The organism is Microbacterium sp. F01, assembly GCF_056156365.1.
In genome coordinates, this window is sequence record NZ_CM149592.1 from 1,153,260 (window position 1) to 1,176,733 (window position 23,474).

Genomic DNA, 23,474 nt, shown 5'->3' on the forward strand with positions numbered 1-23,474 from the left:
CTGGCGGCATGACGCGGGTGGCCTTCATCGATGATCACGAGTCGGTCCGGCTCGGCCTCGAGGCGGCGTGTGCGCGCGCCGAGACCATGAGCGTCGCCTTCTCGGGCAACACCGTCACCGAGTACGTCGACTGGCGTGCGATGTCGCGACAGGCTCCCGCCGACGTGGTCGTGCTCGACCTGACGCTCGGCGACGGCACCACGGTCACCGAGAACGTCAGGCGTCTCGTGCTCGACGGTTCGAGCGTCATCATCCACAGCGTGGCCGACAGGCCCGCGGCCGTGCGAGAGGCGCTGTCCGCCGGTGCGGCCGGCGTCGTCAGCAAGTCCTCGCCCATCGGCGATGTGATGGCGGCGGTGCGCACGGTCGCGCGCGGAGAGCCGCTCAACAACGTCGAGTGGGCCAGCGCCGTCGAGGGCGACCGCGCCTTCGCCGACGCACAGCTGTCGGCGCGTGAGCGCGACGTGCTCCGCCTCTACGCCGCCGGGCTCCCCCTCAAGGTCGTCGCCGATCGCCTCGGGGTCGCGTACTCCACGGCGAAGGAGAACATCACGCGCATCCGCGTCAAGTACGTCGAGGTCGGCAGGCCCGCGCCGACGAAGATCGACCTGCTGCACCGCGCGGTCGAGGACGGGATCCTCGTCGAGCCGTCGGCGGACCCGGGAGACGTCACGCGTGGCCGGTGACGCACAGACCGGCGTGCTCGACACGGCGTGGGGGCAGATCCCGCACTCGCCACAGACGACCGCCGGGATCGGATCGTTCACACGGTCCCGCGTCGAGCGCATCATCTCGCTCGTGGCCGGCGGCTTCGGTTCGCTGATCCTCGGACTCCAGTCGTTCTTGAGCGCTCTCGGTCCCGCCCCCGAGCGACCGGGGTGGCACGTCCCGCTGATGATCGTCCTCTTCGGCGCCCTCGGAGTGATGGTGCTGGCCTGTGTGATCGGCCGCGGTGTGCGCCCCGCGGCCGGCGTGTTCGCGATCGTCTACGTCCTCGTCCTCATGGTGTGGCCGGTCGCGACAGCCGGCGTGGCGCCGCCGACCACGGAAGAGCCGTGGATCTGGTACCTGCTGAACCTCGCGACTCTCGCCGCCGTGCTCGCCTTCCCGTTTCCGCTCCAGATCGCCTTCACGATCGCGCTGCCGCTTCTGTTCGGTGTCGTGCGGATGATCCAGGTCGCATTCGCGCCCGAATACTGGGCGGTCGTGATCCTGGACGTGACGTTCGCGCTCATCCTGGGCGGCATCATCCTGACGCTGGGGTGGCTGTTCCGGTCGGTGGCGGTGAACGTCGACAAGACCCGTGCGCAGGCGGTCTCCTCGTACGCGCAGGCCGCTGCGGCCGATGCCGCCGAGCAGGAGCGTGTCGCGGTGGCGGCACTGATGCACGACAGCGTCCTCGCGGCGCTGATCGCCGCCGAGAGGGCCACCACTCCTCGCGAGCGCACGCTGGCGGCGACCATGGCCCGCGAGGCGCTGACCCGGCTGGCCAACACCGAGCAGGACGAGCACGAGGGCCCCGACGAACCGTGGGCTCCGGCTGCGCTGGCCGAGGAGATCGCCGAGGCCGCCAGCGAGCTGGGGGTCGACGTCGATGTGCAGCGCGAGATCGACGCCGATGCCCCGCCCATCCCCGGGCGCGTGGCTCGCGCCATCGCGCTGGCAGCGACGCAGGCCGTCGCGAACGCGGTCCAGCACGCCGGCGGTGCCGGGCTCGGGGTGGTGCTGAGAGCCGCCTACGGGACCGTCCGCGTCGAGGTCCACGACGCGGGCGAGGGATTCGACCTGGATGCCGTGCCGGACGACCGTCTCGGAATCCGCGCGTCGATCGTCGCGCGCGTCGCGGCCGTGGGCGGACGCGCAGATCTGCAATCGGGACCCCACGGCACCGTCGTGCGGCTCACGTGGCAGGAGCCGTCGTCATGATCAGCGTCAAGAACGTTCTCACCGTGCTCGGCGTCGCGTTCACGGCGTACTTCGCCGCGCGAGGTCTGCTGTGGACAGGGCAGCCGATCCCTCACCCGCTCATCATCGTCATCGTGGTCGGCTTCTATCTCGCGACGACGTGGCTGTGCATCTTCTGGCAACCCGCGTCGCACCGCGTCGAGCCTGGCGTTGCGACGGGATCGACCGAAGAGTCGCCCGAGAGTCTCGAGGCGCAGGCGGCACCGCACCCCGCGGGCGAAGGCATCCGCGGTCCGCTGCCGCTGCCGGCGACCGCGCAGGCGCTCGCCCTGGCGTGCGCCCTGATCGTGCCGAACGCGATCCCGCTCGCTGTCGGCGAGACGGCCCGCATGGCGTCCTTCGCGACCTGGTACCTCGGAGGGATCGGCGCGCTGATGACCATCGTCATGGTGCGCCGGCGCCCCTGGACCGCCTGGGCGGGTATCGTCCTGCTCGCGATCGCGTCGTCTCTCTGGATGGGTCCGCTCAACGCCCTCGCACTCGGCCTCGTCGGCTCGATCGTGTGGGTGACGTGCGCCCAGCTGCTGGTGTTCTCGATGGACCGTGCCGCCCGCGACACCTCGCGCCTCACGCGGCTGCAGCGGGCTGCCACCGGCTGGCAGACGTCGCAGGTCGTGCGCCAGCGTGAGCGGCGCGTGCAGGTGCAGCGGGCGCTCGCCGTCGCGGGTCCCGTGCTCACGCGCACCGTCGCGCACGCGGGCGTGCTCAGCGACGCCGACCGTCTGGAGGCACGTATCGCGGAAGGCCGGCTGCGCGACGAGATGCGCGGACCCCGCCTCCTCGATGACGAGGTGCGCGCCGAGCTCGAACGCGCGCGGCGCCGCGGCGCCAACGTCACCGTGCTCGACGAGGGCGGACTCGACGACGTCGACGACGAGACCCTCGGCATCATCCGCGCCCAGCTGGCCGAGGCGCTGCGCGCGGCGAGCTCGGACCGCCTCTACATCCGCACATCGCCGGACGAGCGCGTCGCGGTCACCGTCGTCGGTCGCTCGCCCTCGGTGGGCGGCCCCAGCGACGAGGATTCCGTCGACCTCTGGCGCGAGATCCCGCACCCCGGCAGGGCCTGACCCGCAACCGCGCAATCCCTCGACAGAGTCGTGTGAGCGCCTCGTCAAGACGGTGATGGATGCTGCGGCCCCGCGTTTTCGCGAGGACCAGATGAGCGCGCCTCGATGGCAGACTCGCTCTCCGCCGGAAAGGGGGAGGGGATTCCGGACGGAGAGCGGGAGTTGAAGGAGGCGAGGGGCGGCGAAGCCGCCCGCCCCTCGCCTGCGCGGACGGTTACCCGAAAACCATCCGCATGGCCGGACCCGGGGCATCCGCTAAGCGGTGTCGGATCGACCGAACGCAGAAGCGTTCCAGCGAGTCAAGTATCTCGGGGTTGCAAGGGATGTGTCTGTAGGTATTTCGGGGGACAAACGCGAACACGGTGGACCCGGTCCAGGAATGCCGTTCGGCAGCCCGAGGCGGCCTGATTCAGGCGCCGCCGAACCTGCCCCAGCCGAGATCGCGGTTCAGCGGCTGGCGGAGGGAACGCTGCGACAGCTGCCATCCGGTGCGGGTCTCGCGGTCGTCCGCGACGGCCTCGGCGGCTTCACCCGTGTAGGCCTCGCTCACGACGGCGATGAGCGCGGCGAGCTCCTCCTCCGTGGGCGCACCACGATGGACCTCGATGGTCGGGCCCTGGGGCGCAGCATCCGTCGCCCCTCCGTCTGCGAGGCTCACAGCGGGATGTTCCCGTGCTTCTTGGGCGGGAGGCTCGCGCGCTTGCCGCGCAGGGCGCGGAGGGCCTTGGCGATCGAGACACGGGTCGCGGCAGGCTCGATGATGCCGTCGAGCTCGCCGCGCTCGGCGGCGAGGAACGGCGAGGCGACGTTGTACGTGTACTCGTTCGCGAGGCGGGTGCGCACGGCGGCGACATCCTCGCCGTTCTCCTCGGCCTTCTTGATCTCGCCGCGGTACAGGATGTTGACGGCGCCCTGGCCGCCCATGACGGCGATCTCGGCCGTCGGCCAGGCGAGGTTGACGTCGGCGCCGAGCTGCTTCGAGCCCATCACGATGTACGCGCCGCCGTACGCCTTGCGGAGGATCACGGTGACGAGGGGCACCGTCGCCTCGGCGTACGCGTAGAGGAGCTTCGCGCCGCGGCGGATGACGCCCGTCCACTCCTGGTCGGTGCCGGGGAGGTAGCCGGGCACGTCGACGAGGGTGACGATCGGGATCGAGAACGCGTCGCAGAACCGCACGAAGCGGCTGGCCTTCTCGCCGGCCTCGATGTTCAGCGTGCCGGCCATCTGCGACGGCTGGTTGGCGATGATGCCCACCGAGCGGCCCTCCACGCGGCCGAAGCCGATGACGATGTTCGGCGCGAACAGCGGCTGCACCTCGAGGAAGTCCTCGGCGTCGACGATGCCGCGGATCACCTGGTGGATGTCGTACGGCTGGTTCGGCGAGTCGGGGATGATCGCGTTCAGTGCGCGGTCGGCATCCGTCGTCTCGAACTCGAAGCCCGTCTCGTAGACCGGCAGCTCCGCCATGTTGTTGTCGGGGAGGAAGCCGAGCATCGAGCGCACGTAGTCGATCGCGTCGTCCTCGTCCTCGGCGAGATAGTGCGCGACGCCCGAACGGGTGTTGTGCGTGTGCGCGCCGCCGAGCTCCTCCATGCCGACGTCCTCGCCGGTCACGGTCTTGATGACGTCGGGGCCTGTGACGAACATCTGGCTGGTCTTGTCGACCATCACGACGAAGTCGGTGAGGGCGGGGGAGTAGACCGCGCCGCCCGCTGCCGGGCCCATGATGATCGAGATCTGCGGGATCACGCCCGACGCCCGCGTGTTGAGTCGGAAGATCTCGCCGTACTTGCCGAGGGCGACGACGCCCTCCTGGATGCGTGCGCCGCCGGAGTCGAGGATGCCCACGATCGGGATGCCGCTGCGGAGGGCGAACTCCATCACCTTGATGATCTTCTCGCCGGCGACCTCGCCCAGCGATCCGCCGAAGGTCGAGAAGTCCTGCGAGTACACCGCGACGGTGCGGCCGTGGATCGTGCCGACACCTGTGACGACGGAGTCGCCGTAGGGGCGCGAGCGGTCCATGCCGAAAGCGGTGGTGCGGTGGCGCACGTACTCGTCGAGTTCGACGAAGCTGCCGGTGTCGAGGAGCATCTCGATGCGCTCCCGGGCGGTGCCCTTGCCCTTCGCGTGCTGCTTCTCCTTGGCGATCTCCTCGGGATCGAGGACGGCCTCCTGGAAGCGGGCGCGGAGGTCGGCGATCTTGCCGGCGGTCGTCGACAGGTCGGGCTGCTCTGGCGCTTGAGTCACGGATTCCACCCTATCGGCGGGTCCGGTCGATCTGTTGGAGGGTTCGCACAAGGGGTTGCGGCATCCGCTGTCCATCCTCGGAGCCCGACGGTGCGGAACTCTGCCCTTTCGCGAAGCCTCGCGGCCTGGAATCGCGAAAGGGTAGGTTTCCGCACGCGACGAGGGGCGTAGCGTGAGGCGCATGACGTTCTCGCCCGAGGGGTTCCCGCTCACCGCCGCCGTGAGTCCGCGCGTCCAGGTCGTCGAGACCACGGACTCGACCAATGCCGACGTCACCCGGCACGTCGTCGACGCGCCGCACGAGTGGCCGCATCTGTCGCTGCTGCTGACGAACGATCAGCGCGCAGGCCGCGGGCGTCTCGACCGGACGTGGGTGACCCCGCCGGGCTCGGCGCTCGCCGTGTCGGTCGCGGTCGACGCGTCGGCTCTTCCGGTCGCCGCGCGCGGGTGGATCCCGCTCATCGCGGGGGCGGCGATGACCCGCGCGATCGCGGCGCAGCTGGTCGGGTCGGTGCACTCCGCCACGCTCAAGTGGCCGAACGACGTGCTCCTCGACGGCGCGAAGGTCTGCGGCATCCTGGCGGAAGTGGTGCCGGGGCATCCCGACGTCGTCGTGATCGGATCGGGCGTGAACACCCGGATGGAGTCCGTGGACCTCCCCGTCGCGACCGCCACCTCTTTCGCTACGGTGGGGCTCACCTGCGACGAGGACCGGCTGCTCGCGAACTACCTCGGCGCGCTCGACGAGCAGCTGAAGGCGCTGGGCGCGGCGGGCGGAGACGCGGCGGCCTCGGGCGTGCTCGCCGAAGTCGAGGCCCTGTGCAGCACTCTGGGGAGCGACGTTGCGGTGTCGCTGCCGAACGGCGACACCCTGTGGGGGCGTGCGCAGCGCATCGATCCCGACGGGCGGCTGGTGGTCGTGCAGGACGCCGAGTTCGAGAGCGTCGTCTCGGCCGGAGACGTGGTGCACGTGCGGAGCCGCCCGGCCGAGTGATTCTCTTCCCGGCGAGCGAGCTTCTCCCGGGGAAACTTCTCCCGGCCGTTGAGCGAGCTTGCGAGTCGAAACGCAGCGCGTGACGGAAAACGGCGGGTGATCAGCGCGCTGTCCGCCGTTACCCGCACAATGGGGACATGACGCAGCCGACGAGCTACGGAGGCAGGCCGCTGACGCCCGCACCCGGTGCGCCCACGCCGGAACTGCTCGTCGCGCGTTTCCGCACCCACGCGCGGCGCCTCGCGTGGTCGGCGCTCGTGCTGATCGCCGTGGCCGGCGCCTGCGGCTACTTCTACGGCAACCTGCCCGCTCCTTTCGAGAATTGGATGCTGCTCGCCGGCGCCGCGCTCGTGGTGCTGCTGCTCGTCGTGGTGCCGTATCTGGCGTGGGCGGGCCATATCTACACGATCACCACGCGGCGCGTGATGGAGCGCCGCGGCGTCTTCGCGGTCAAGCGCCGTGAGCTGGCGCACGTCCGTGGCTACACGCTCAAGGTTCACCGTGGCCTGCTGCAGCGCATGTGGGGCGCCGGCACGATCACGCTGACGAACGGCGTCGACGAGCCTCTGAAGCTCGCGAACATCCCCAGCGCCGAGCTCGTGCACGAGGCGCTCGTCGACCAGGTCGAGGTCAACCAGATCCTCGCGCACCGCGACGCCCAGCCGCTTCCGCCCGGGCCGCAGCCCACGGTTCCCCCGAGGCCTCCGCTGCCGCAGGGCTGACCTGGCGCGTTCGTCGTCCCGCGGGTGCGGGATGATGGAGGGAGGCTTACGAGAGGGAATGGCATGGCGCTGCGAGTCGGAGTCGTCGGGGGTGGGCAGCTGGCCCGCATGATGATCGCGCCGGCGGTCGAGCTCGGAGTCGAGATCCGGGTGCTCGCCGAGGACGAGGGGATGTCGGCATCCCTCGCCGCGACCGCTGTCGGCGACTACCGCGACGCCGCCACCGTGCTCGCCTTCGCCCGCGACGTCGACGTCGTCACCTTCGACCACGAGCACGTGCCGCAAGACGTGTTGGCGACCCTCGTCGGGGAGGGGATCTCCGTACACCCCGGCCCCGACGCACTGAAGTTCGCTCAGGACAAGCTCGTCATGCGCGCACGCCTGCAGGAGCTCGGGATGCCGCAGCCCGACTGGGCGGCCGTCACGAACGCCGACGAGCTGCAGGCCTTCATCGACGACCACGGCGGCCGTGCCGTCGTCAAGACGCCCCGCGGCGGGTACGACGGCAAGGGCGTGCGCGTCGTGTCGGCCGGCACCGAGGCCGACGACTGGTTCGCGACCCTCGCCGAGGACGCCCACGGCGGCGCCCTCCTCGTCGAGGAGCTCGTCGACTTCACGCGCGAGCTCGCGCAGCAGGTGGCTCGCAGGCCGTCGGGCGCTGTCCGCGCGTACCCGGTCGTCGAGACTGTGCAGCGCGACGGCGTCTGCGCCGAGGTGATCGCGCCCGCCCCGCACTCGAGCGACCGCCTACAGCAGGTGGCGGCTCAGATCGGCGTCTCCATCGCCGAGGGTCTGGGTGTGACCGGGATGCTGGCGGTCGAGCTCTTCGAGACGACCGACGAGCGACTTCTCGTCAACGAGCTCGCCATGCGCCCGCACAACAGCGGCCACTGGAGCCAAGACGGTGCCGTCACGAGCCAGTTCGAGCAGCACCTGCGCGCCGTGCTCGACCTGCCGCTCGGCGACACCGACCCGGTCGCCGGGTGGGCCGTGATGGTCAACATCCTGGGCGGGCCGGCCGAGGAGTCCCTCGACGCGCGCTTCGCCGCCGCGATGGACGAGCACCCCCAGGCGAAGGTCCACACCTACGGCAAGGCGCCACGCCCCGGCCGCAAGGTCGGTCACGTCAACGTCGTCGGCGACGAACTCGACGACGTGGCTTACCAGGCGCGGGCCGCAGCATCCTTCTTCCTGGACTGAAGTCCCCGGAAGCGCGCCGTTGCGGGGAGTTTCCAGCCTCGCCCCCTAGCCTTGACGAGTGACTGCGCCCCTTCATTCCTCCGAGGCGCCGCTCGTCGGCGTCGTCATGGGCTCCGACTCCGACTGGCGGGTCATGAGCGACGCCTCTCAGGCGCTCACCGACTTCGGCATCCCGCACGAGGTCGAGGTCGTGTCGGCGCACCGCACGGTGGACAAGCTCGTCCGCTACGGGCGTGAGGCGCGCGCGCGAGGCCTTCGGGTCATCATCGCCGGCGCCGGAGGCGCGGCACACCTGCCCGGGATGCTGGCATCCCTCACCGCCCTCCCGGTCGTCGGGGTACCGGTGCAGCTGGCGACCCTCGACGGCATGGACTCGCTCCTCAGCATCGTGCAGATGCCCGCCGGCATCCCGGTCGCCACCGTCTCCATCAACGGCGCGAAGAACGCCGGACTCCTCGCCGCGCGCATCCTCGGGGCGTCCGATCCCGAGGTCGCGGATCGCGTCGAGGCGTACGCGCGCGACCTCGAAGCGCAGGTCGAGCAGAAGAACCGGCGGCTCAAGGAGTCGCTGTGAGCGTCGTGAGCGCGCCTCGCACCACCGCCACCGCCCGTGTGGGCGGTCCGGCGTTCGTCCAGGAACGGCCGATGCGATACCCGGATGCCTCGTCCCGGGCCGTCATGACGCGCCGCGGGTGGTGGCTGGTCGGGCTGAACTTCCTCATCCCGGGTTCCGCGCAGGTGCTCGCGGGCAATCGCCGACTAGGTCGGCTCGGGATCGCAGCGACCTTGGTGATGTGGGTGCTCCTCGTCATCGCGCTGCTGTTCGCGCTGCTGGCGCCGACCGCGGGGCTGAGCATCGTCACGAGCGCGTGGCTTCCTGACTGGCTCGGGCTGCTGCGCCCGCTGCCGCTGCTGATCGCACAGGGGCTGCTGATCGCGTACGCGGTGCTGTGGATCGTGCTGACGATCGACACGCTGCGCCTGGTGCGCCTCGTGAAGACGGGCGGCCTCGCGCGCTTCGCGATTGCACTGATCGCCGTCGGGCTTCTCGTGGTCGCGAGCGGCACCGCGGTGTACGCGTCGAACGCCGTCGGAGCCGTCCGCAGCACGATCAGCACGATCTTCGGGGCGAGCGGCCCGACCGTGCCCCCGTCGGACGGCTACTACAACATCCTGCTGCTGGGTGCCGACAGCGGCGAAGGCCGCGACTCGATGAGGTTCGACAGCATCTCGGTGGTCTCGGTGAACGCCACCACCGGCGCGACGACGATCACCGGCATCCCTCGTGACATGCCGAACTTCCCGTTCGCGGAAGGGCCGATGCAGGACGAGTACCCGAACGGCTTTGAAGGCCACGGCGACCCGACCTGCGGCTGGGGGAGTGGAATCAACCAGCTGACCAACGCCGTCGAGCAGTGCCGCGAGGATCGCGGCGTCGGACTGTATCCGGACGCTGAGGCGCAGGGCTCGACGCCGGCGATCGAGGCCACGAAGGACGCGGCGTCCGGGATCCTGGGCATCGAGATTCCGTACTACGTCTTCGTCGACATGCACGGGTTCGCGTCCCTGGTCGACGCGCTTGGCGGGGTCGACATCAACGTCGTGGAGCGCCTGCCCAAGGGCGGGCCGGGCGAGGGGGTCAACCCGGCCGACGTCGATAGTTGGGCGATCGGCTGGATCGAGGCGGGGCCGCAGCACATGGACGGCGACACCGCCCAGTGGTACGCCCGCTCGCGCTACACGACGAGCGACTTCGATCGCATGCGGCGTCAGCGCGAGCTGCAGGAGGCGATCCTCGCCCAGTTCACGCCGCAGGTCGTGCTGACGCGCTTCCAGGACGTCGCGCACGCCGGCGCCGACATCGTCGAGACCGATCTGCCGCAGTCGCTCATCCCGACTCTCGTGGACCTCGGACTCAAGGCCAAGGAGCAGCCGGTGCAGACTCTCGAGCTGACTCCCGAGGGCGGCATCGACGAGTTCGCCCCCGACTACGCGTACATCGCCGAGCTCGTACAGACGACGCTCCACCCGCCGACCCCCACCCCCGGGGCTGAGTGATGGTTGCCACGCTGCGGGTCATGCTGGATCAGCTGGTCGCGCCATCTGAACCGGAGCTCGCCGAGGCGTCGCGCGAGCTCGCGCGGGCGCTCGTGCTCGGGGCGCCGTCGGGGTGTGAGGTCGAGGCGATCGCGCCCGCCGGTGGCGTGGAAGGCGCGCTGGATGCGGTGCCGGGGCTGGCGGGGGTGCGTCGGACCGCGTTGCCTCGTCGGGAGCTCTCTGCTGCGTTGCAGTTGGGCGTCGGTACCGGCATCGGTGGCGGGATGATCCACTCGCCGTCGCTCTTCGCGCCGATGGTGCGTCACGATCGGGTGCACGACCATGACCAGACGGTCGTGACGGTGTGGGACCTGCGGCCGTGGGAATCGCCGGCGGAGTTGCCCCGCGCGGTTGTCGCGTGGCACAAGGCGATGCTGAAGCGCGCCGTGAAGCACGCGGACGCGGTGGTGGTGCCGACGCACTCGCTGGCGGCACGGCTGCTGGAGATCGCACCGGGCCTGCGAGACCGGTTGCGTGTCATCGCCGGGGCGTCGCCGTCGGGGTTCGCCGTGCCGACGGATGAGGTCGGGCGTCGGCGGTCGCTGGGGTTACCCGAGGGCTATGTGCTGCTCGCGGGCGGTCCGCTGGGCTCGGAGGGACTGGATGTAGGACTCGCTGCGGTCGCGGCATCCGGTGTCGATCTCCCTGTCGTCGTGATCGACGTCGAGGATGGCCACGAGCCCGCGGTTGCGGACCTCGCCTCTGCGGCCGGGCTGCCGGAGCGGGTGCTGCACGTGCGGGGGGTTCTTGACGCCTCTGACCGGGCTGCGGTGTTCGGCGCGGCAGTTACGTTCGTGGCGCCTTCGCGCCGGGCCTCGTTCCCGTGGCGCGTGGTCGATGCCCTGACACTCGGTGTGCCGGTGATCGCGGCTTCGTCGGCGGTGCACGACGAGGTCGTGTTCGACGGGGGAGAGCTGGTGTCGGGAACGGATGCTGTGAGCCTCGCGGACGCGCTCGGCGCGGCATTGGCGTCGGGAATCGGGTCGACCGCCGCCGCCGAGCGTCTCGGCGTGCTCGCGGGGGATCGCGGTCGTGCCTTCTCCTGGCGCGAGGCCGCCGACAAGGTGTGGATGCTGCACGCCGAACTGTAGGGATGCGTTACATAATCACGCCATGCTCGGCTTGGCGTCGGTTGTGAGCTCCGTGTCGATGCATACCCTTCTGTTGCGGATGTTGTACTCATTCGTCACATCGGTCACACTGTTCACATGGCGGGGGCTATAAGTAGGGGCGCGGTCGCGTCGAAAACGTCGAAGATCGGGCTTTTCGGGGCGATCTTCGCGCTGATCATCGGACTGTTGGCCCCGGTGGCGCCGCCAGCCGCGCAGGCGGCACCGCCGGTCCTCACCGAGGCTGCCGCGTCGATTCGTCCCGCGGCCGACCTCAGCAAGTTCCAGCCCGGCAACATCATCAGCGATGCGGTCTTCTTCTATAAGGACTCGATGACCGAGGCGCAAATCCAGGCGTTCCTCGAGAAGAAGGTGCCTACGTGCAGGTCTGGGTACACGTGCCTGAAGGATTGGTATGACGCCTCTCGCAGCACGGCAGCTGACCCCATGTGCGGTGCGTACGCGGGCGGAACGAGTGAGCGCGCTTCGCGGATCATCTACAAGGTCGCGCAGGCGTGCGGGATCAATCCTCAGGTCTTCCTCGTGATGCTCGAGAAGGAGCAGGGCCTCGTCAGCCATGTCTGGCCAAGCGTATGGCGATATGACGCGGCGATGGGCCAGAACTGCCCCGACACCGCCGCCTGCGATGAGCGATACGCGGGGTTCTTCAATCAGGTGTATTACGCCGCGTGGCAGCTGAAGCGGTATGCGAACCCGCCTGGCACGAGCAATTACTTCACCTGGTACGCGCCGGGCAAGACCTGGAACATCATGTGGCATCCGCTTTTCCTCGAGAACGGCGTGTGGGTGGATAAATGCGGGTCGGCTCCCGTCTACATTCAGAACCAGGCGACCGCGAATCTCTACTACTACACGCCCTACCAGCCGAACGCCGCGGCGCTCCGCGCGGGGTACAGCAGTTCCACGGATATGTGCGCCTCGTACGGCAATCGCAACTTCTATCAGTTCTTCACGGACTGGTTCGGCTCCACACAGGTCCCGGCGAATGCCTGCGCACAGCCCGCTTCCGTGACTGCAGCGGACGGAGAGTTCGTGGTCAATGTGGCGTCGCTGAATGCCAGGCTTGCGCCTACCACCGCGTGCGATCCTCCAGCGAGGTCTTTGAGCCAGGGGACGATCGTGACCCGCACGGGCACCTCGAGTGACTGGTCACGCATCCGAATCGACGGCGCGACGTTCTGGGTGAGCAGCCAGTACCTCACGCCGGCGCCGGCAATCGCGTACACCTCCGACCGTATGGCGGGCGATACGCGCTGGGCGACCGCTGCGGAGATCGCTCTTCGCACGCACCCCGCGCAGGCCACGACGGTGTACCTCGCGTCCGGCGAGAACTTCCCGGACGCGCTGTCCGGATCGGCCGCAGCTGCACGCCAGGGTGCTCCGCTCCTGCTCACTGCTGCCGGCTGGCTTCCCTCCGAGACCGCAGCTGCCATCACTCGGCTGAAGCCGACTCGGGTCGTCATCCTCGGCGGCGAGGTCTCGGTATCGACGGCCGTCGGTGATGCAGTCGCAGCGATCGTCGGTCCGTCCGCGAAGATCGACAGGATCGGCGGCGCAGACCGCTTCGCCACGTCGCGCGCGGTCGTGGCGTCCGCCTGGACGTCGGCCCCCCGGGTCTATCTCGCTACCGGGACCGGGTACGCCGACGCATTGTCCGCGTCCAGCGCAGCCGCGGCCGAGGGCGCGCCGGTGATGCTCGTCAACGGCAACTGGGCAAGTCTCGACAGCCCGACGGTCGACGCGCTGAAGGCGCTCGGCGCGAAGACCGCTGTCCTGGCCGGAGGTCCGGTGGCCATCCCCGAGTCCATCGCGACCCAGCTCGCGGGACTCGGAATCACCGTCGATCGCAAGGGCGGAGCGGACCGGTACGAGACGAGCAGACTTCTGGCCTCCGCCGCGTATCCATCGACTGCGCCGCACGTCTACATCGCATCCGGTGCAGACTTCCCGGACGCCCTGAGTGGCGCCGTGCTTGCCGGCCAGCAGCGCGCACCGCTTGTCGTGACTCTCCCCGGGTGCCTCATGGGGGCGGTCAAGGACTACATGATCACGCACGCTACGACGAGGGCGACGCTGATCGGCGGACCGGCGGCCCTCTCCGACGCGGTCCTGCAGTCGATTCGGTGCTGACGAGGTCCCGGGCGGTACCGCCCGGGACGTGGTCAGTCTTGCTACTCTGCGGTCGCCCGAAGCCGGGCGACATAGTCGGACAGCTGCTCGCGCCAGTCGCGCGGGGCGAATCCGGTCGCAGTGATCTTGGCGAGGTCAAGGACACTGCGGTGGGGACGAGGTGAGACCGGCGTCGTCGCGGCCGCGAAGTACTCCGCGGTCGACGTGCCCGACACACGACTCGCGTCGTGTCCGCCTTCGGCGTAGACCGCGCGCGCGACATCGACCCACGCGGCCGGCTCACCGGAGCCGGTGAGGTTGTAGGTTCCGTAGTCCGCCCGGTTCTCGATCAGGTGACGGATGCCGCGGGCGATCTCGTCAGTGAACGTCAGACGGCCGACCTGGTCGTCGACGACCCGCGGGTCGACCCCGCGGTCTGCGAGGGAGTTCATCGTACGGACGAAGTTGCCGCCATCTCCGACGACCCAGGACGTACGCACGATATAGTGCCGCGGCACGGTGGCGACGACCGCGTCGCCGGCGGCTTTCGTCTGGCCGTAGACACCCAACGGGGCGAACGGCGCATCTTCGCCGTACGGGCTGTCGTCGGTCCCATCGAACACGTAGTCGCTGGACACATGGACGAGGGTGATGTCATTCTGGGTGGCGATGCGGCTGAGCGCGGCGACGCCGGCGACGTTCGTCGCCCACGCGGCCGGGCGACCTTCGTCCGTCTCGGCGTGATCGACCGCCGTGTACGCGGCGGCGTTCACGATCACCGCGTAGTCGCGCCAGCGACGTGCGGTCGGCAACTCGGTGGCGGCCACGTCGAGGTCGGCGCGGGTCGCGTACTCGAGGTGCGGGGCATCGCCGAGCTCGGCGCGCAGCGCTTGACCCAGTTGGCCATTCGCACCGAGGACCAGAGTCTTCCGCGGGCCCATCGGGGTCACATCGGCGAGGCGGGGATGTGCGAGGTCTTTGCCAGAGATCTCGACCTGCTCGAGCGGGATCGGCCACGGCACGGCTGCCGTCTCGTCCGCCAGGTTGAGGAACGTGTAGGTGGCATCAGCCGACCAGTGGTCGTTGACGAGGTACACGTAGGCGGTGTCCGGTTCGAGCGTCTGGTACGCGTTGCCGACTCCGCGCGGCACGAAGATCGCGCGGGACGGGTCGAGCTCGGTCGTGAAGACAGCGCCGAACGTGGGGCCCTCGCGCAGGTCGACCCACGCGCCGAAGATGCGGCCGGTCGCGACCGACACGAACTTGTCCCACGGCTCCGCGTGGATTCCGCGCGTCGTCCCCACGGCATCGTTGAACGAGATGTTGTTCTGCACCGGGCCGAAATCAGGGAGCCCCGCGGACGTCATCTTCTCGCGCTGCCAGTTCTCCTTGAACCAGCCGCGGCTGTCGCCGTGGACCGGAAGCTCCCACACGACGAGGCCGGGGATGGGCGTCTCGGTCGGGGTGAGCGCCTTGCCGAAGCCGGTCATCACTGGCCCTTCGTCGCGTAGAACGCTTCGGTAGCGTCCTTCGCAGGGGCCCACCACGCCTCGTTGTCGCGGTACCAGTCGATCGTGGCTGCAAGACCGGCCTCGAAGTCACGGTAGGCGGGCTGCCAGCCGAGCTCCTCGCGCAGTTTGGTCGAGTCGATCGCGTACCGCAGGTCGTGGCCGGCCCGGTCGGTGACGTGGTCGTACGCGTCGGCGGGCTGTCCCATGAGGGTGAGGATCAATTCGACGACGTCCTTGTTGTTCTTCTCGCCGTCGGCGCCGATGAGGTACGTCTCACCGATCCGGCCGTCGTCGAGGATCGTGAGCACGGCGGACGAGTGGTCGTCGGCGTGGATCCAGTCCCGCACGTTCTCGCCCGCCCCATACAGCTTCGGACGGATGCCGCGGAGCACGTTCGTGATCTGCCGCGGGATGAACTTCTCGACGTGCTGATACGGGCCGTAGTTGTTCGAGCAGTTCGAGATCGTCGCCTGCACGCCGAACGAGCGCACCCACGCCCGGACCAGGAGGTCGCTGCCCGCCTTGGTCGACGAGTACGGCGACGACGGGTTGTAGGGAGTGTTCTCGGTGAACCGTTCCGGGTCCTGGAGCTGGAGGTCGCCGTATACCTCGTCGGTCGAGATGTGGTGCAGACGGGTGTCGTGGCGGCGTGCTGCTTCCAGCAGCGTGTAAGTCCCGATGATGTTGGTGTCCAGGAACGGCCGCGGGTCGTTGAGCGAGTTGTCGTTGTGCGACTCGGCGGCGTAGTGGACTACGGCGTCGGCGTCCGCGAACAACTCGTCGACGAGCGACGCATCCGCGATGTCACCCTGCACGAACCTCACCCGGTCCTCCGGAAGGCCATCCAGCGACGCCAGGTTTCCGGCATAGGTGAGCTTGTCGAGCACGGTGACGTGGTGGTCGGTGTGTGCGATGACGTGGTGGACGAAGTTCGAGCCGATGAACCCGGCTCCGCCGGTCACGAGGAGTTTTCGCATCCCACAAGGGTACCGGTGGGCAGCGACCCGACTCGGCCGCGGGCTCGGCTCAGAAGTCGCGGAGCAACCCGAGACGTCGAGCCGACCGCACGACCCGCGTCTGCTCGAGTCGGGCGATCCGCTCTGCCGCCTCTTCGCGCTCCCGCTCGAGCCGATCGACCTGCTCCCGCAGTCGCGCGACCACTTCGTCGAGCTCGGCGACGTGGCGACGCGCGAACGCCAGATCATCGGTCGCCTGCCGCTTTTCGACCTCGAGCCGCTGGATGCGCTCCTCGATGGGCGCCAGCCTCTTCATCAGGGCACGGTCTGCGGTCGCCTCCGCCTCGGGGAACGAGACATCGGGGACAGGGGAGGGGTACAGATCCGCGATCGTTCGGTCTTCCGTGAACCACCCATTCCTTAGCCCCTCAGCGAGGTCTTCGGGCGACGGATGTCGGGAGACATACGACGCGGTGAGGAGGCCGTCCTGCCAGCGCCGGTAGTCCCGCATGCCGTGATGGTTCGCGCTGGGCTGAAGATGCGGCGACGCGTCGTATGCGCGGCCCGCGTTCTCGACTTTTCGGGAGAACTGCTCCCAGGAACGCCAGGGGAAGTGATAAACGGTCAGGCCGCGGTCTGCATCGAGCGTCCCGTTCGGCTCCACGTCGACGAAATGGTTCCCCTGCGCGACGACCACGTCCTCGCGCGGAACGAAGGCCACGTTCGGCGTGGAGTGTGCGTGGATGCCGCGGTCCTTCAGCAGGGCTTCGGGGCGCTCGTCGCGATACACCAGCCTCTGGAAGCCGGTGCCGCTGAGTGCGGGCGACCCTGTCATGTCGATGACGGGGACGGAGAACGAGCCGATGGCTGGATCGATGTCGTCCAGCTCCTCGCGAATCGTGCGCCCCGGCGTCCTGGCCATCCAGAACTCGTCGGCGTCGGCATTGAGGACCCACGTCGCTCCCCGTCTGGCGGCCTCGCGGGACATGCGCGTGACGACTTCGTGCTGCTGCTTGAGATGACGCGGATCGTGCGCGAGTTCGATGCTGCCGGCACGGGAGAACGACTCGAGGATCTCCCTCGTTCCGTCGACCGAGCCGTTGTCCGTCACGAGGAAGAGGTCGACGCCCTGATCGATGTGATGTCGGATCATGGCACTCACGATGTCCGCCTCGTCGCGGACCATCATCGTCATGGCGATCATGCAAAGCCTTCGTCGTGTCGTGACCACCGCGTTCGGGTGGCGGCAGGTCCGCGCGAGCGACGCGCGGTACGCGATGACCCTAGCCGATCGACCGCATCCGGATTTGCCTGGATTGATCAGATTGAGTGTTTAGACTCGGCGATAGTTGCCAGACGACGGTGGATCGGAAGCCATGCTCAGACGAATCATCCAACGAGCAGCCCGGTTTGCGGCCGGCGCCGTCGATCGGCTCGCGGCTCTGCTGGGGGAAGGCGCTTCGCTGCTGAGGCTCGGCCCGCGAGGCTACGCATCACACCGCCGCGCCCTGCATCTCGGCCGCGCGCGGCACGGCTCGACCTTCGCGAACGGCGTCACAACGACGCTGACATCGCAACGTGCAGCCATGTGGCACCGCGTGCACTGGAAGCATCTCGTCGTCGTCGTGTTCGGACCCTCCAACGAGGACGTGGCGAACTGGCTGGCGCGGACGAACGCCGTTCTCCGCGCGCACATGCTTCTCGCCCCCGAACTCGCACACCACGCCCGCGTTCTCGATGCCGACGCGTTCACCGTGGCCGACGGGCGAGACGGTGCGCCGAGCGTCGACCTCGCCGGCATCCTCGAATGGATGCATCGAACCCGCCGCCGCTGGGACTTCGTCCTGGTGGACGCGACCCAGCCGCTCCCCGACCCTGAGGCGATCGCCCAGCTTCAGCACGCTGCGTATGAATATCACCATGATCGTGAGATCGGCTTCGTGACGCCGGCGTACGCATCGCCGGAGGGAACCGCTGCAGGCTATGAGGTCGACCGTAGGACCGGCGACGTCGGCCCGTCCTTGCCGGGTTCGGCCGACTACAGGCAGGGCTCTGTTCCGCGGTATGTCCTGACAGCCGCTGCCCACTGCTTCTATGCGACTTCCTACGCCATCGACCGCGTCGACATCGCCGCGAGGCAACTCGCCGGGCTGACGCTCGAATCCCAGGTGGGACGGCTGGTGCGCCACGGCTGGGCCGGAAACTTCCGGACGCTCTGCCTGAGCAGCACGGTCGTCCCCGTGCGGGAACTGCCACGGCTCGAGATCGAGGGCGAGCAGCGGCGATGGCTGTTCGAACGAAGGGTGTCGGGTGAGAACGGCAAGCCACGCATCATCTTCGTCTTGAACGCGACCTCGATCAGCGGCGGTATCCGCATCGTCTTCGAACTCGCGAACGGCCTGGCAGCGCGAGGCTTCGACGTCGCAATCTGGTCGCTCCAAGGCAGCCCGACGTGGTTCGACCTCGAGGTCGACGTCGTGACGTATCGCAACTACGACGACCTGCTGTTGTCGCTGCGCAACGAGGATGCGGTGAAGATCGCCACCTGGTGGGAGACGGCGGAGATCGTGTGGCTCGCGACCGTGAGCCATGGAATCCCGGTGTATTTCATCCAGGAGTTCGAGACGTGGTTCTATCCCGATGACGCAGTCGCGAGGTCGGCCGTCGTCGCCAGCTACCGCCGCGAATTCGCGAGCGTCACCCAGGCTTCCTACCAGGAGCGCGAGCTGGAGGAGATCGGCGTGACACCGACGATCTTGCGTCTGGGCTACGACCCCGAGGTCTTTCGGGTCCTTCCCGAGTGGTCGCGCGACGACGACACGATCCTGGCGTTGGGGCGGTCCTTCTTCCAGAAGAACTTCGCGATGACCGAGCGTGCGTGGAGGTCGATGGGGGACGGCCGCCCACGTCTTCAGCTCTTCGGGACGGAGCCGGGCATCCTGGAGGACGAGCGCGCCGATTATCGGGAGCGGCCGCGAGACGCGGAGGTCAACGAGCTGTACAACACCGCGTCGATCTTCGTGCAGACATCACGTCACGAGGGGTTCTGCCTGCCGATCCTCGAGGCGATGGCCGCGGGATGCCCGGTGATCACGACCGACGCCCACGGGAACACGGACTTCTGTCGCGACGGCGACAACTGCGTGATCGTCCCCCAGGATGACGATGTTGCGCTGGCCGCCGCGATCACCCGGCTGCTCGCGGACCCCGAGGAGCGCGCCCGGTTGTCGGCTGCAGGACTAGCAACCGCCGCGGAGTACGCGTGGCCGGTCGTGCTGGATGCCGCGGCACCGTTCTACGGCGGGTTGGTCGCCGCAGGGTCAGCGGGCGCCCCGTTTGCGGAGGCGACGGTAAAGCGTCCCGATAACTGAGCGCGACAAAGCCTCGCGAAGGCGGCTTCGCGGGACGGTGACAGGGGAGCGAGCCGGCTCGACGGCGGGGATGTCGGGGCGCGGACGCAGTCGTGTCTCCCAGTGCGAGACCGCGTCACGGAGGGGCGAGGTGGTCGCCGACCAGCGCCAGTCCTCGCGCACGTCGGCGATCCGCCGGCGCGCGGCCTCCCGGCGCGCCGAGTCGTCGAGGGCCAGTATCGCGCGCTTCGTCGCCTCGACGTCGGCGTAGCCGACTACATCGCCGAGGCCTCGCTCGCCGATGTAGTCCGCGAACCAGTCGCCTTCCGTGACGATGCTCGGGAGCGTCGCCCACAGGTGGTCGAGAATCCGGGTTCTGAACGCGTATCGCGTCTCGAAAGACTCCTTGTGGGCCGAGATCGCGATGTCGGCATCGAGAAGGTAGTCCGCCCGCCGGTCCGCCGGCACCCATCCGTCGATGAAGTGCACGCCGTCGCCGAACACGCCGAGCTCCTTCGCCAATGCCTCGGCGCGCTCGACCGTCGCCGGTTTGCCGATGTGCGCATTCGGATGGGTGGTTCCGTAGAACACGAGGTGGATGTCGGGTCGGTCGCGTCGCAGCTCCGCGACGGCCCGGATGGGCGTCTCGGCGTCGAACCAGTCCCAGATCCCTCCCGCCCAGAGCAGCACCAGGTCGTCGTTGTCGATCCCCATCCGACCGCGAATGCCGTGCTCATTCGCCTGAGGCTCGCCGTCCTCCATCCCGAACGGCACGAGTCCGATCACGTCGGCGGGCGTGCGGTGGTCGAGTTCGCTCGGCAGAAGCGCATCGGCTGACAACGCGTAGCCGATCCAGAAGTCGCGCTGGCGCTCGTTGGAGGTCACGAAGTAGCTTCCCGCGCGCAGGCAGAACCGGAAGAAGTCGAGCACCCCGCGGAACACGTCGTCCTTCTGAGGCTGTGTATCGAATCCGCCGATGCGTTCGGCGCCGATCGCCTCGGCCGGAAGGGCGTTGTAGAGGTCGAAGATAAATCGGCACCCCGCCGCCACGCCCTGCCGGACGACCTCGTCGTCGATCAGCTGGCAGAAGGCGATGTCGTGCGCCACGACGAGGTCGACGAGCGCGTCCCTGCCCGTGTAAGCCGCGACGGTGAATCCGCGTCCCTCCAGCGCGGCCGCGTCGCTCCCATCGATCCCCACCGCCAGCGTCACGTCAGCGACGGAGGAGAGCTGGTGCGCGATCTCGACGAACCTGATGCCGGGCCCGGCCATCCGTGCACCTACGACGTCGGCGGCGACCACGACAACGCGTGGCCGACGGGAGTATGAGGGGGGAGTAGGTACCATGAGGTTTCCGTCAAGTCTCCGAGGGGATCGCATCGATATGTCCGGCCTCCGCCATCGCATCGCCCGTCGTGCGATCGGGAAGCTGCCCGCGGGATGGCAGAAGCGGGTCCAGTCCGCGTGGACTGAGCGCTCCTATACTCTCAACACTCGGGGGACAGCCGCGAACGAAGCCATGACGGCGTGGTTCGCGGAGCACGGCCGCCCTGTCAGCATCGTGATCCCGAGCTACAACGACCTCCCGCTGTTGACGGCGGCCCTGGCGAGCATCACGGAGACGTGCGTGAACGCCGACTACGAAGTGATCATCGTGGACGACTACATCGATCCCGAGGTCGCGGCGCAGCTGAAGGCACTGGAGAACGACCGGGTCCGCGTCATCCTCAAGGACCGCAGACTGGGCTTCGCCGGTACCGTGAACGTCGGCATGAAGGCGGCCCGCCACGACATCGTGCTGCTCAACAGCGACATCGTCGCAAAGCCCGGGTGGCTGGAAGCGCTTCAGTTCAGCGCGTACGAGATCGACCCGATGATCGGGATGGTGAGCCCGAAGCTGGTGTATCCGGACGGGCGTATCCAGTACGCCGGGACTTACTACGCGCGCATCCTCGCGCCCCAGTGGTTCGGGCATCTGCATGTCGGCGCCCCGGCCGTCAAGCCGACGGCGAACGTCCCGGGATACAACCGATCGATCTCAGGCGCGTGCGCCTACATCACGCGCGCGGCCTTCGATCGTGTCGGACTACTGGACGACGAGTACTGGCTCGGGTTCGAAGACGTCGACTATGGGCTGAGCGCATGGGAATCCGGCATCCGCTGCTACTACCAGCCGGCGGCGATGCTCGTGCATCACGAGTCGGCCTCCCGCGGATACAGCCAGGGGCAGCGCGAGCTCGCCTCGATGAGGCGATTCTGGCGACGCTGGGAGACGCGCTACCTCGCTCGCCGAGTGCCGGACGACGCCCCGGTCAGCTTCGTCGTCGGCGCGGCTTCCGACCCGCTCTGGCGGGACTATCTGGCGAGGATCGCGGCTGATCTGCGCAACGAGGGACGCGTCGCCGAGGTGGTCGAGGTCGTCGAGCCGCGCGATGAGGTTCTCATCGCGGCGCTCGCTGATCGTGCGGGTATCGCGGTCGCCTGCGACTGGACGGCCGCCGAGACGGTCTGGCTCGCCACGGTCGGCGGGGGAGTGCCGGTGTACCTGCTGCCGGCGGTCGAGAGCGTCTGGCATCCCGCCGATCCTGGTCTGCAGTCCCGGATCGTCGCGGGGTACCGCCCCGAGTTCGACTACATCGCGCCCAATCGGTGGACCGCGGCTCAGCTTCAGGCCGAGGCGGCGTGGGAGGTCCGGCGGCGCATCGCGCCCGCGATCGAGCCGGATGCGCTGTCCGACGACGCCGAGCGGTCCATCGTCACGATCGGTGCCGGCGTGGCGGATCGGTCTGCGGTCGATGCCGTGTGCGCATCCGAGCGATTCGCTTCGATCCACCTCGAAGCCGACGCGCGCCCCGCAGACGTCGCGGCTCTGCGGCCTCGCGCGGTGGTCCTCTTCACCGAGCAGCAGTCCAGCCTTCTGCCGTTCGCACTGATGTCGATAGGCGCCGTCTACCTGGCACCGATCGATCCGCGGCTCGGTCACGAAGTCCTCGATGGCTACAACGCGTTGCTTTTCGGCCGCGACGATCGCGACCAGCTGCAACGGTCACTGCGCGACGCGATCACCGACGACGCCGTGTGGACCGAACTGCGCACGAACGGTCATGCTTCCGCTTCGCGCGCCGGCAAGACGGCGTTGCGTGCGACGAGGGACGCGCTGGACGAGTTCTCACTGGCGTCGGTCTGACACACGCGTGCCGCTCGGTTTGAGAGCGCCCGGCGGATCGGAGAGACTGGACTTCATGCGTGGCATCATTCTGGCTGGCGGAACAGGGTCGCGGTTGCACCCCATCACTCTCGGCATCTCGAAGCAACTCGTGCCTGTTTACGACAAGCCGATGATCTACTACCCGCTCTCGACCCTGCTGTTGGCAGGCGTCCGCGATGTACTCATCATCACGACGCCCCAGGACGCGGATCAGTTCCAGCGACTGCTCGGCGATGGTTCGCGGTTCGGCATCTCGATCACCTACAAGGCCCAGCCGTCGCCCGACGGCCTCGCTCAGGCGTTCATCCTCGGCGAGGACCACATCGGGTCGGACACGGCGGCGCTCGTTCTCGGCGACAACATCTTCTACGGCCAGGGCATGGGGACGAGACTGAGGCAGTACTCGGATCTGACCGGTGGCGTCGTGTTCGGGTATTGGGTGGACGATCCCACGGCGTACGGCGTCGTCGAATTCGACCCCGAAGGTCGGGTCGTCTCCCTCGAGGAGAAGCCCGAGACTCCGAAGAGCAATTACGCGGTGCCCGGCCTCTACTTCTACGACAACGATGTCGTCGAGATCGCCAAGGATCTCCAGCCGTCACCTCGCGGAGAGCTGGAGATCACCGACGTGAATCTGGAGTACCTCCGCCGTGGTTCGCTGCAGGTCGAGCTCCTGCCTCGCGGAACGGCCTGGCTCGACACCGGAACATTCGACTCCCTCGCCGAGGCGACCGATTTCATCCGAACCGTCGAGAAGCGGCAGGGCCTGTCGATCGGGTGCCCTGAAGAGGTCGCCTGGCGCATGGGCTTCCTGACCGACGACGAGCTGCGTGAGCGTGCCGAACCCCTCGTCAAGAGCGGGTACGGCAGATACCTGTTGAAGGCGATCGAGCAGGGCAACCGCTGAGC

The 23,474-nt window shown here is 68.6% G+C and carries 19 protein-coding genes; 13 read left to right on the forward strand and 6 right to left on the reverse strand.

The window, feature by feature from the left end:
- The first annotated feature begins 8 nt into the window (after positions 1-8).
- From ACVN90_RS05070 to ACVN90_RS05080, 3 genes are read left to right on the forward strand one after another with little or no spacing between them, the layout of a single operon-like run.
- A complete protein-coding gene (locus tag ACVN90_RS05070; protein WP_475101073.1) occupies positions 9-686 on the forward strand; it encodes a response regulator in 678 nt (225 codons plus the stop codon).
- Positions 676-1,926 carry a sensor histidine kinase gene (locus tag ACVN90_RS05075; RefSeq protein ID WP_475101074.1) on the forward strand — a complete coding sequence of 417 codons (1,251 nt, stop codon included), beginning with the start codon at positions 676-678 and terminating at the stop codon, positions 1,924-1,926. The genes ACVN90_RS05070 and ACVN90_RS05075 overlap by 11 nt, the downstream gene beginning before the upstream one ends.
- The gene (locus ACVN90_RS05080; RefSeq protein WP_475101075.1) at positions 1,923-3,035 is read left to right on the forward strand and encodes a hypothetical protein; all 1,113 of its coding nucleotides are present in this window, start codon (positions 1,923-1,925) and stop codon (positions 3,033-3,035) included. The genes ACVN90_RS05075 and ACVN90_RS05080 overlap by 4 nt, the downstream gene beginning before the upstream one ends.
- Positions 3,036-3,444: 409 nt before the next feature.
- Here ACVN90_RS05080 and ACVN90_RS05085 read toward each other — a convergent pair whose 3' ends face one another.
- Both ACVN90_RS05085 and ACVN90_RS05090 read right to left on the reverse strand, forming a co-directional pair.
- Complete coding sequence (locus ACVN90_RS05085; protein ID WP_475101076.1) at positions 3,445-3,693, reverse strand: acyl-CoA carboxylase subunit epsilon; 249 nt, start codon at positions 3,691-3,693, stop codon at positions 3,445-3,447.
- On the reverse strand, positions 3,690-5,297 hold the full coding sequence (locus ACVN90_RS05090) for an acyl-CoA carboxylase subunit beta (protein ID WP_475101077.1): 1,608 nt from the start codon (positions 5,295-5,297) through the stop codon (positions 3,690-3,692). Before ACVN90_RS05090 ends, ACVN90_RS05085 begins: the two co-directional genes overlap by 4 nt.
- Before the next feature lie 172 nt (positions 5,298-5,469).
- Here ACVN90_RS05090 and ACVN90_RS05095 point away from each other — a divergent pair, with 172 nt between their 5' ends.
- The 7 genes from ACVN90_RS05095 to ACVN90_RS05125 all read left to right on the forward strand — a co-directional run bounded on the left by ACVN90_RS05095 (position 5,470) and on the right by ACVN90_RS05125 (position 13,561).
- Positions 5,470-6,282, forward strand: a complete 813-nt coding sequence (locus tag ACVN90_RS05095; protein WP_475101078.1) for a biotin--[acetyl-CoA-carboxylase] ligase — start codon at positions 5,470-5,472, stop codon at positions 6,280-6,282.
- A gap of 137 nt (positions 6,283-6,419) precedes the next feature.
- On the forward strand, positions 6,420-7,004 hold the full coding sequence (locus ACVN90_RS05100; RefSeq protein WP_475101079.1) for a PH domain-containing protein: 585 nt from the start codon (positions 6,420-6,422) through the stop codon (positions 7,002-7,004).
- Between the two features lie 63 nt (positions 7,005-7,067).
- Positions 7,068-8,204 carry a 5-(carboxyamino)imidazole ribonucleotide synthase gene (locus tag ACVN90_RS05105; RefSeq protein ID WP_475101080.1) on the forward strand — a complete coding sequence of 379 codons (1,137 nt, stop codon included), beginning with the start codon at positions 7,068-7,070 and terminating at the stop codon, positions 8,202-8,204.
- 106 nt (positions 8,205-8,310) lie between these two features.
- Positions 8,311-8,778: a 5-(carboxyamino)imidazole ribonucleotide mutase gene (gene purE, locus ACVN90_RS05110; RefSeq protein WP_475102065.1), complete on the forward strand. Its 468-nt coding sequence runs from the start codon at positions 8,311-8,313 to the stop codon at positions 8,776-8,778.
- The gene (locus tag ACVN90_RS05115) at positions 8,775-10,262 is read left to right on the forward strand and encodes an LCP family protein (protein ID WP_475101081.1); all 1,488 of its coding nucleotides are present in this window, start codon (positions 8,775-8,777) and stop codon (positions 10,260-10,262) included. Before purE ends, ACVN90_RS05115 begins: the two co-directional genes overlap by 4 nt.
- Positions 10,262-11,392: a glycosyltransferase gene (locus ACVN90_RS05120; RefSeq protein ID WP_475101082.1), complete on the forward strand. Its 1,131-nt coding sequence runs from the start codon at positions 10,262-10,264 to the stop codon at positions 11,390-11,392. The genes ACVN90_RS05115 and ACVN90_RS05120 overlap by 1 nt, the downstream gene beginning before the upstream one ends.
- 216 nt (positions 11,393-11,608) lie before the next feature.
- On the forward strand, positions 11,609-13,561 hold the full coding sequence (locus ACVN90_RS05125; RefSeq protein WP_475101083.1) for a cell wall-binding repeat-containing protein: 1,953 nt from the start codon (positions 11,609-11,611) through the stop codon (positions 13,559-13,561).
- A gap of 41 nt (positions 13,562-13,602) precedes the next feature.
- On the opposite strand, the gene ACVN90_RS05130 is transcribed toward ACVN90_RS05125, so the two are convergent.
- The 3 genes from ACVN90_RS05130 to ACVN90_RS05140 are packed head-to-tail and all read right to left on the reverse strand — an operon-like array spanning position 13,603 to position 17,211.
- The gene (locus tag ACVN90_RS05130) at positions 13,603-15,030 is read right to left on the reverse strand and encodes a sugar nucleotide-binding protein (protein ID WP_475101084.1); all 1,428 of its coding nucleotides are present in this window, start codon (positions 15,028-15,030) and stop codon (positions 13,603-13,605) included.
- Positions 15,030-16,028, reverse strand: a complete 999-nt coding sequence (gene rfbB, locus ACVN90_RS05135; RefSeq protein WP_475101085.1) for a dTDP-glucose 4,6-dehydratase — start codon at positions 16,026-16,028, stop codon at positions 15,030-15,032. Before rfbB ends, ACVN90_RS05130 begins: the two co-directional genes overlap by 1 nt.
- Before the next feature lie 49 nt (positions 16,029-16,077).
- A complete protein-coding gene (locus tag ACVN90_RS05140) occupies positions 16,078-17,211 on the reverse strand; it encodes a glycosyltransferase family 2 protein (RefSeq protein ID WP_475101086.1) in 1,134 nt (377 codons plus the stop codon).
- 382 nt (positions 17,212-17,593) lie between these two features.
- On the opposite strand from ACVN90_RS05140, the gene ACVN90_RS05145 reads away from it, so the two are divergent.
- A complete protein-coding gene (locus ACVN90_RS05145; RefSeq protein ID WP_475101087.1) occupies positions 17,594-19,378 on the forward strand; it encodes a glycosyltransferase family 4 protein in 1,785 nt (594 codons plus the stop codon).
- Here the strand turns inward: ACVN90_RS05145 and ACVN90_RS05150 are convergent.
- Positions 19,328-20,629: a glycosyltransferase family protein gene (locus tag ACVN90_RS05150; RefSeq protein WP_475101088.1), complete on the reverse strand. Its 1,302-nt coding sequence runs from the start codon at positions 20,627-20,629 to the stop codon at positions 19,328-19,330. The two genes, ACVN90_RS05145 and ACVN90_RS05150, sit on opposite strands and share 51 nt — an antisense overlap.
- A gap of 112 nt (positions 20,630-20,741) precedes the next feature.
- Here ACVN90_RS05150 and ACVN90_RS05155 point away from each other — a divergent pair, with 112 nt between their 5' ends.
- Together ACVN90_RS05155 and rfbA are read left to right on the forward strand one after the other, a co-directional pair.
- Entirely contained in the window at positions 20,742-22,544 is a 1,803-nt protein-coding gene (locus tag ACVN90_RS05155) for a glycosyltransferase family 2 protein (RefSeq protein WP_475101089.1), read from the forward strand.
- 55 nt (positions 22,545-22,599) lie between these two features.
- Complete coding sequence (gene rfbA / locus ACVN90_RS05160) at positions 22,600-23,472, forward strand: glucose-1-phosphate thymidylyltransferase RfbA (protein ID WP_475101090.1); 873 nt, start codon at positions 22,600-22,602, stop codon at positions 23,470-23,472.
- Positions 23,473-23,474: the final 2 nt, after the last annotated feature.

Coding starts and splice junctions, on each gene's coding strand:
- ACVN90_RS05080 (WP_475101075.1), top strand. CDS start 1,923: ATGATCAGCGTCAAGAACGTTCTCACCGTGCTCGGCGTCGCGTTCACG.
- ACVN90_RS05130 (WP_475101084.1), bottom strand. CDS start 15,030: ATGACCGGCTTCGGCAAGGCGCTCACCCCGACCGAGACGCCCATCCCC.
- ACVN90_RS05155 (WP_475101089.1), top strand. CDS start 20,742: ATGTCCGGCCTCCGCCATCGCATCGCCCGTCGTGCGATCGGGAAGCTG.
- rfbB (WP_475101085.1), bottom strand. CDS start 16,028: ATGCGAAAACTCCTCGTGACCGGCGGAGCCGGGTTCATCGGCTCGAAC.
- ACVN90_RS05145 (WP_475101087.1), top strand. CDS start 17,594: ATGTGGCACCGCGTGCACTGGAAGCATCTCGTCGTCGTCGTGTTCGGA.
- ACVN90_RS05095 (WP_475101078.1), top strand. CDS start 5,470: ATGACGTTCTCGCCCGAGGGGTTCCCGCTCACCGCCGCCGTGAGTCCG.
- purE (WP_475102065.1), top strand. CDS start 8,311: ATGGGCTCCGACTCCGACTGGCGGGTCATGAGCGACGCCTCTCAGGCG.
- ACVN90_RS05120 (WP_475101082.1), top strand. CDS start 10,262: ATGGTTGCCACGCTGCGGGTCATGCTGGATCAGCTGGTCGCGCCATCT.
- rfbA (WP_475101090.1), top strand. CDS start 22,600: ATGCGTGGCATCATTCTGGCTGGCGGAACAGGGTCGCGGTTGCACCCC.
- ACVN90_RS05140 (WP_475101086.1), bottom strand. CDS start 17,211: ATGATCGCCATGACGATGATGGTCCGCGACGAGGCGGACATCGTGAGT.
- ACVN90_RS05100 (WP_475101079.1), top strand. CDS start 6,420: ATGACGCAGCCGACGAGCTACGGAGGCAGGCCGCTGACGCCCGCACCC.
- ACVN90_RS05150 (WP_475101088.1), bottom strand. CDS start 20,629: ATGGCCGGGCCCGGCATCAGGTTCGTCGAGATCGCGCACCAGCTCTCC.
- ACVN90_RS05070 (WP_475101073.1), top strand. CDS start 9: ATGACGCGGGTGGCCTTCATCGATGATCACGAGTCGGTCCGGCTCGGC.
- ACVN90_RS05105 (WP_475101080.1), top strand. CDS start 7,068: ATGGCGCTGCGAGTCGGAGTCGTCGGGGGTGGGCAGCTGGCCCGCATG.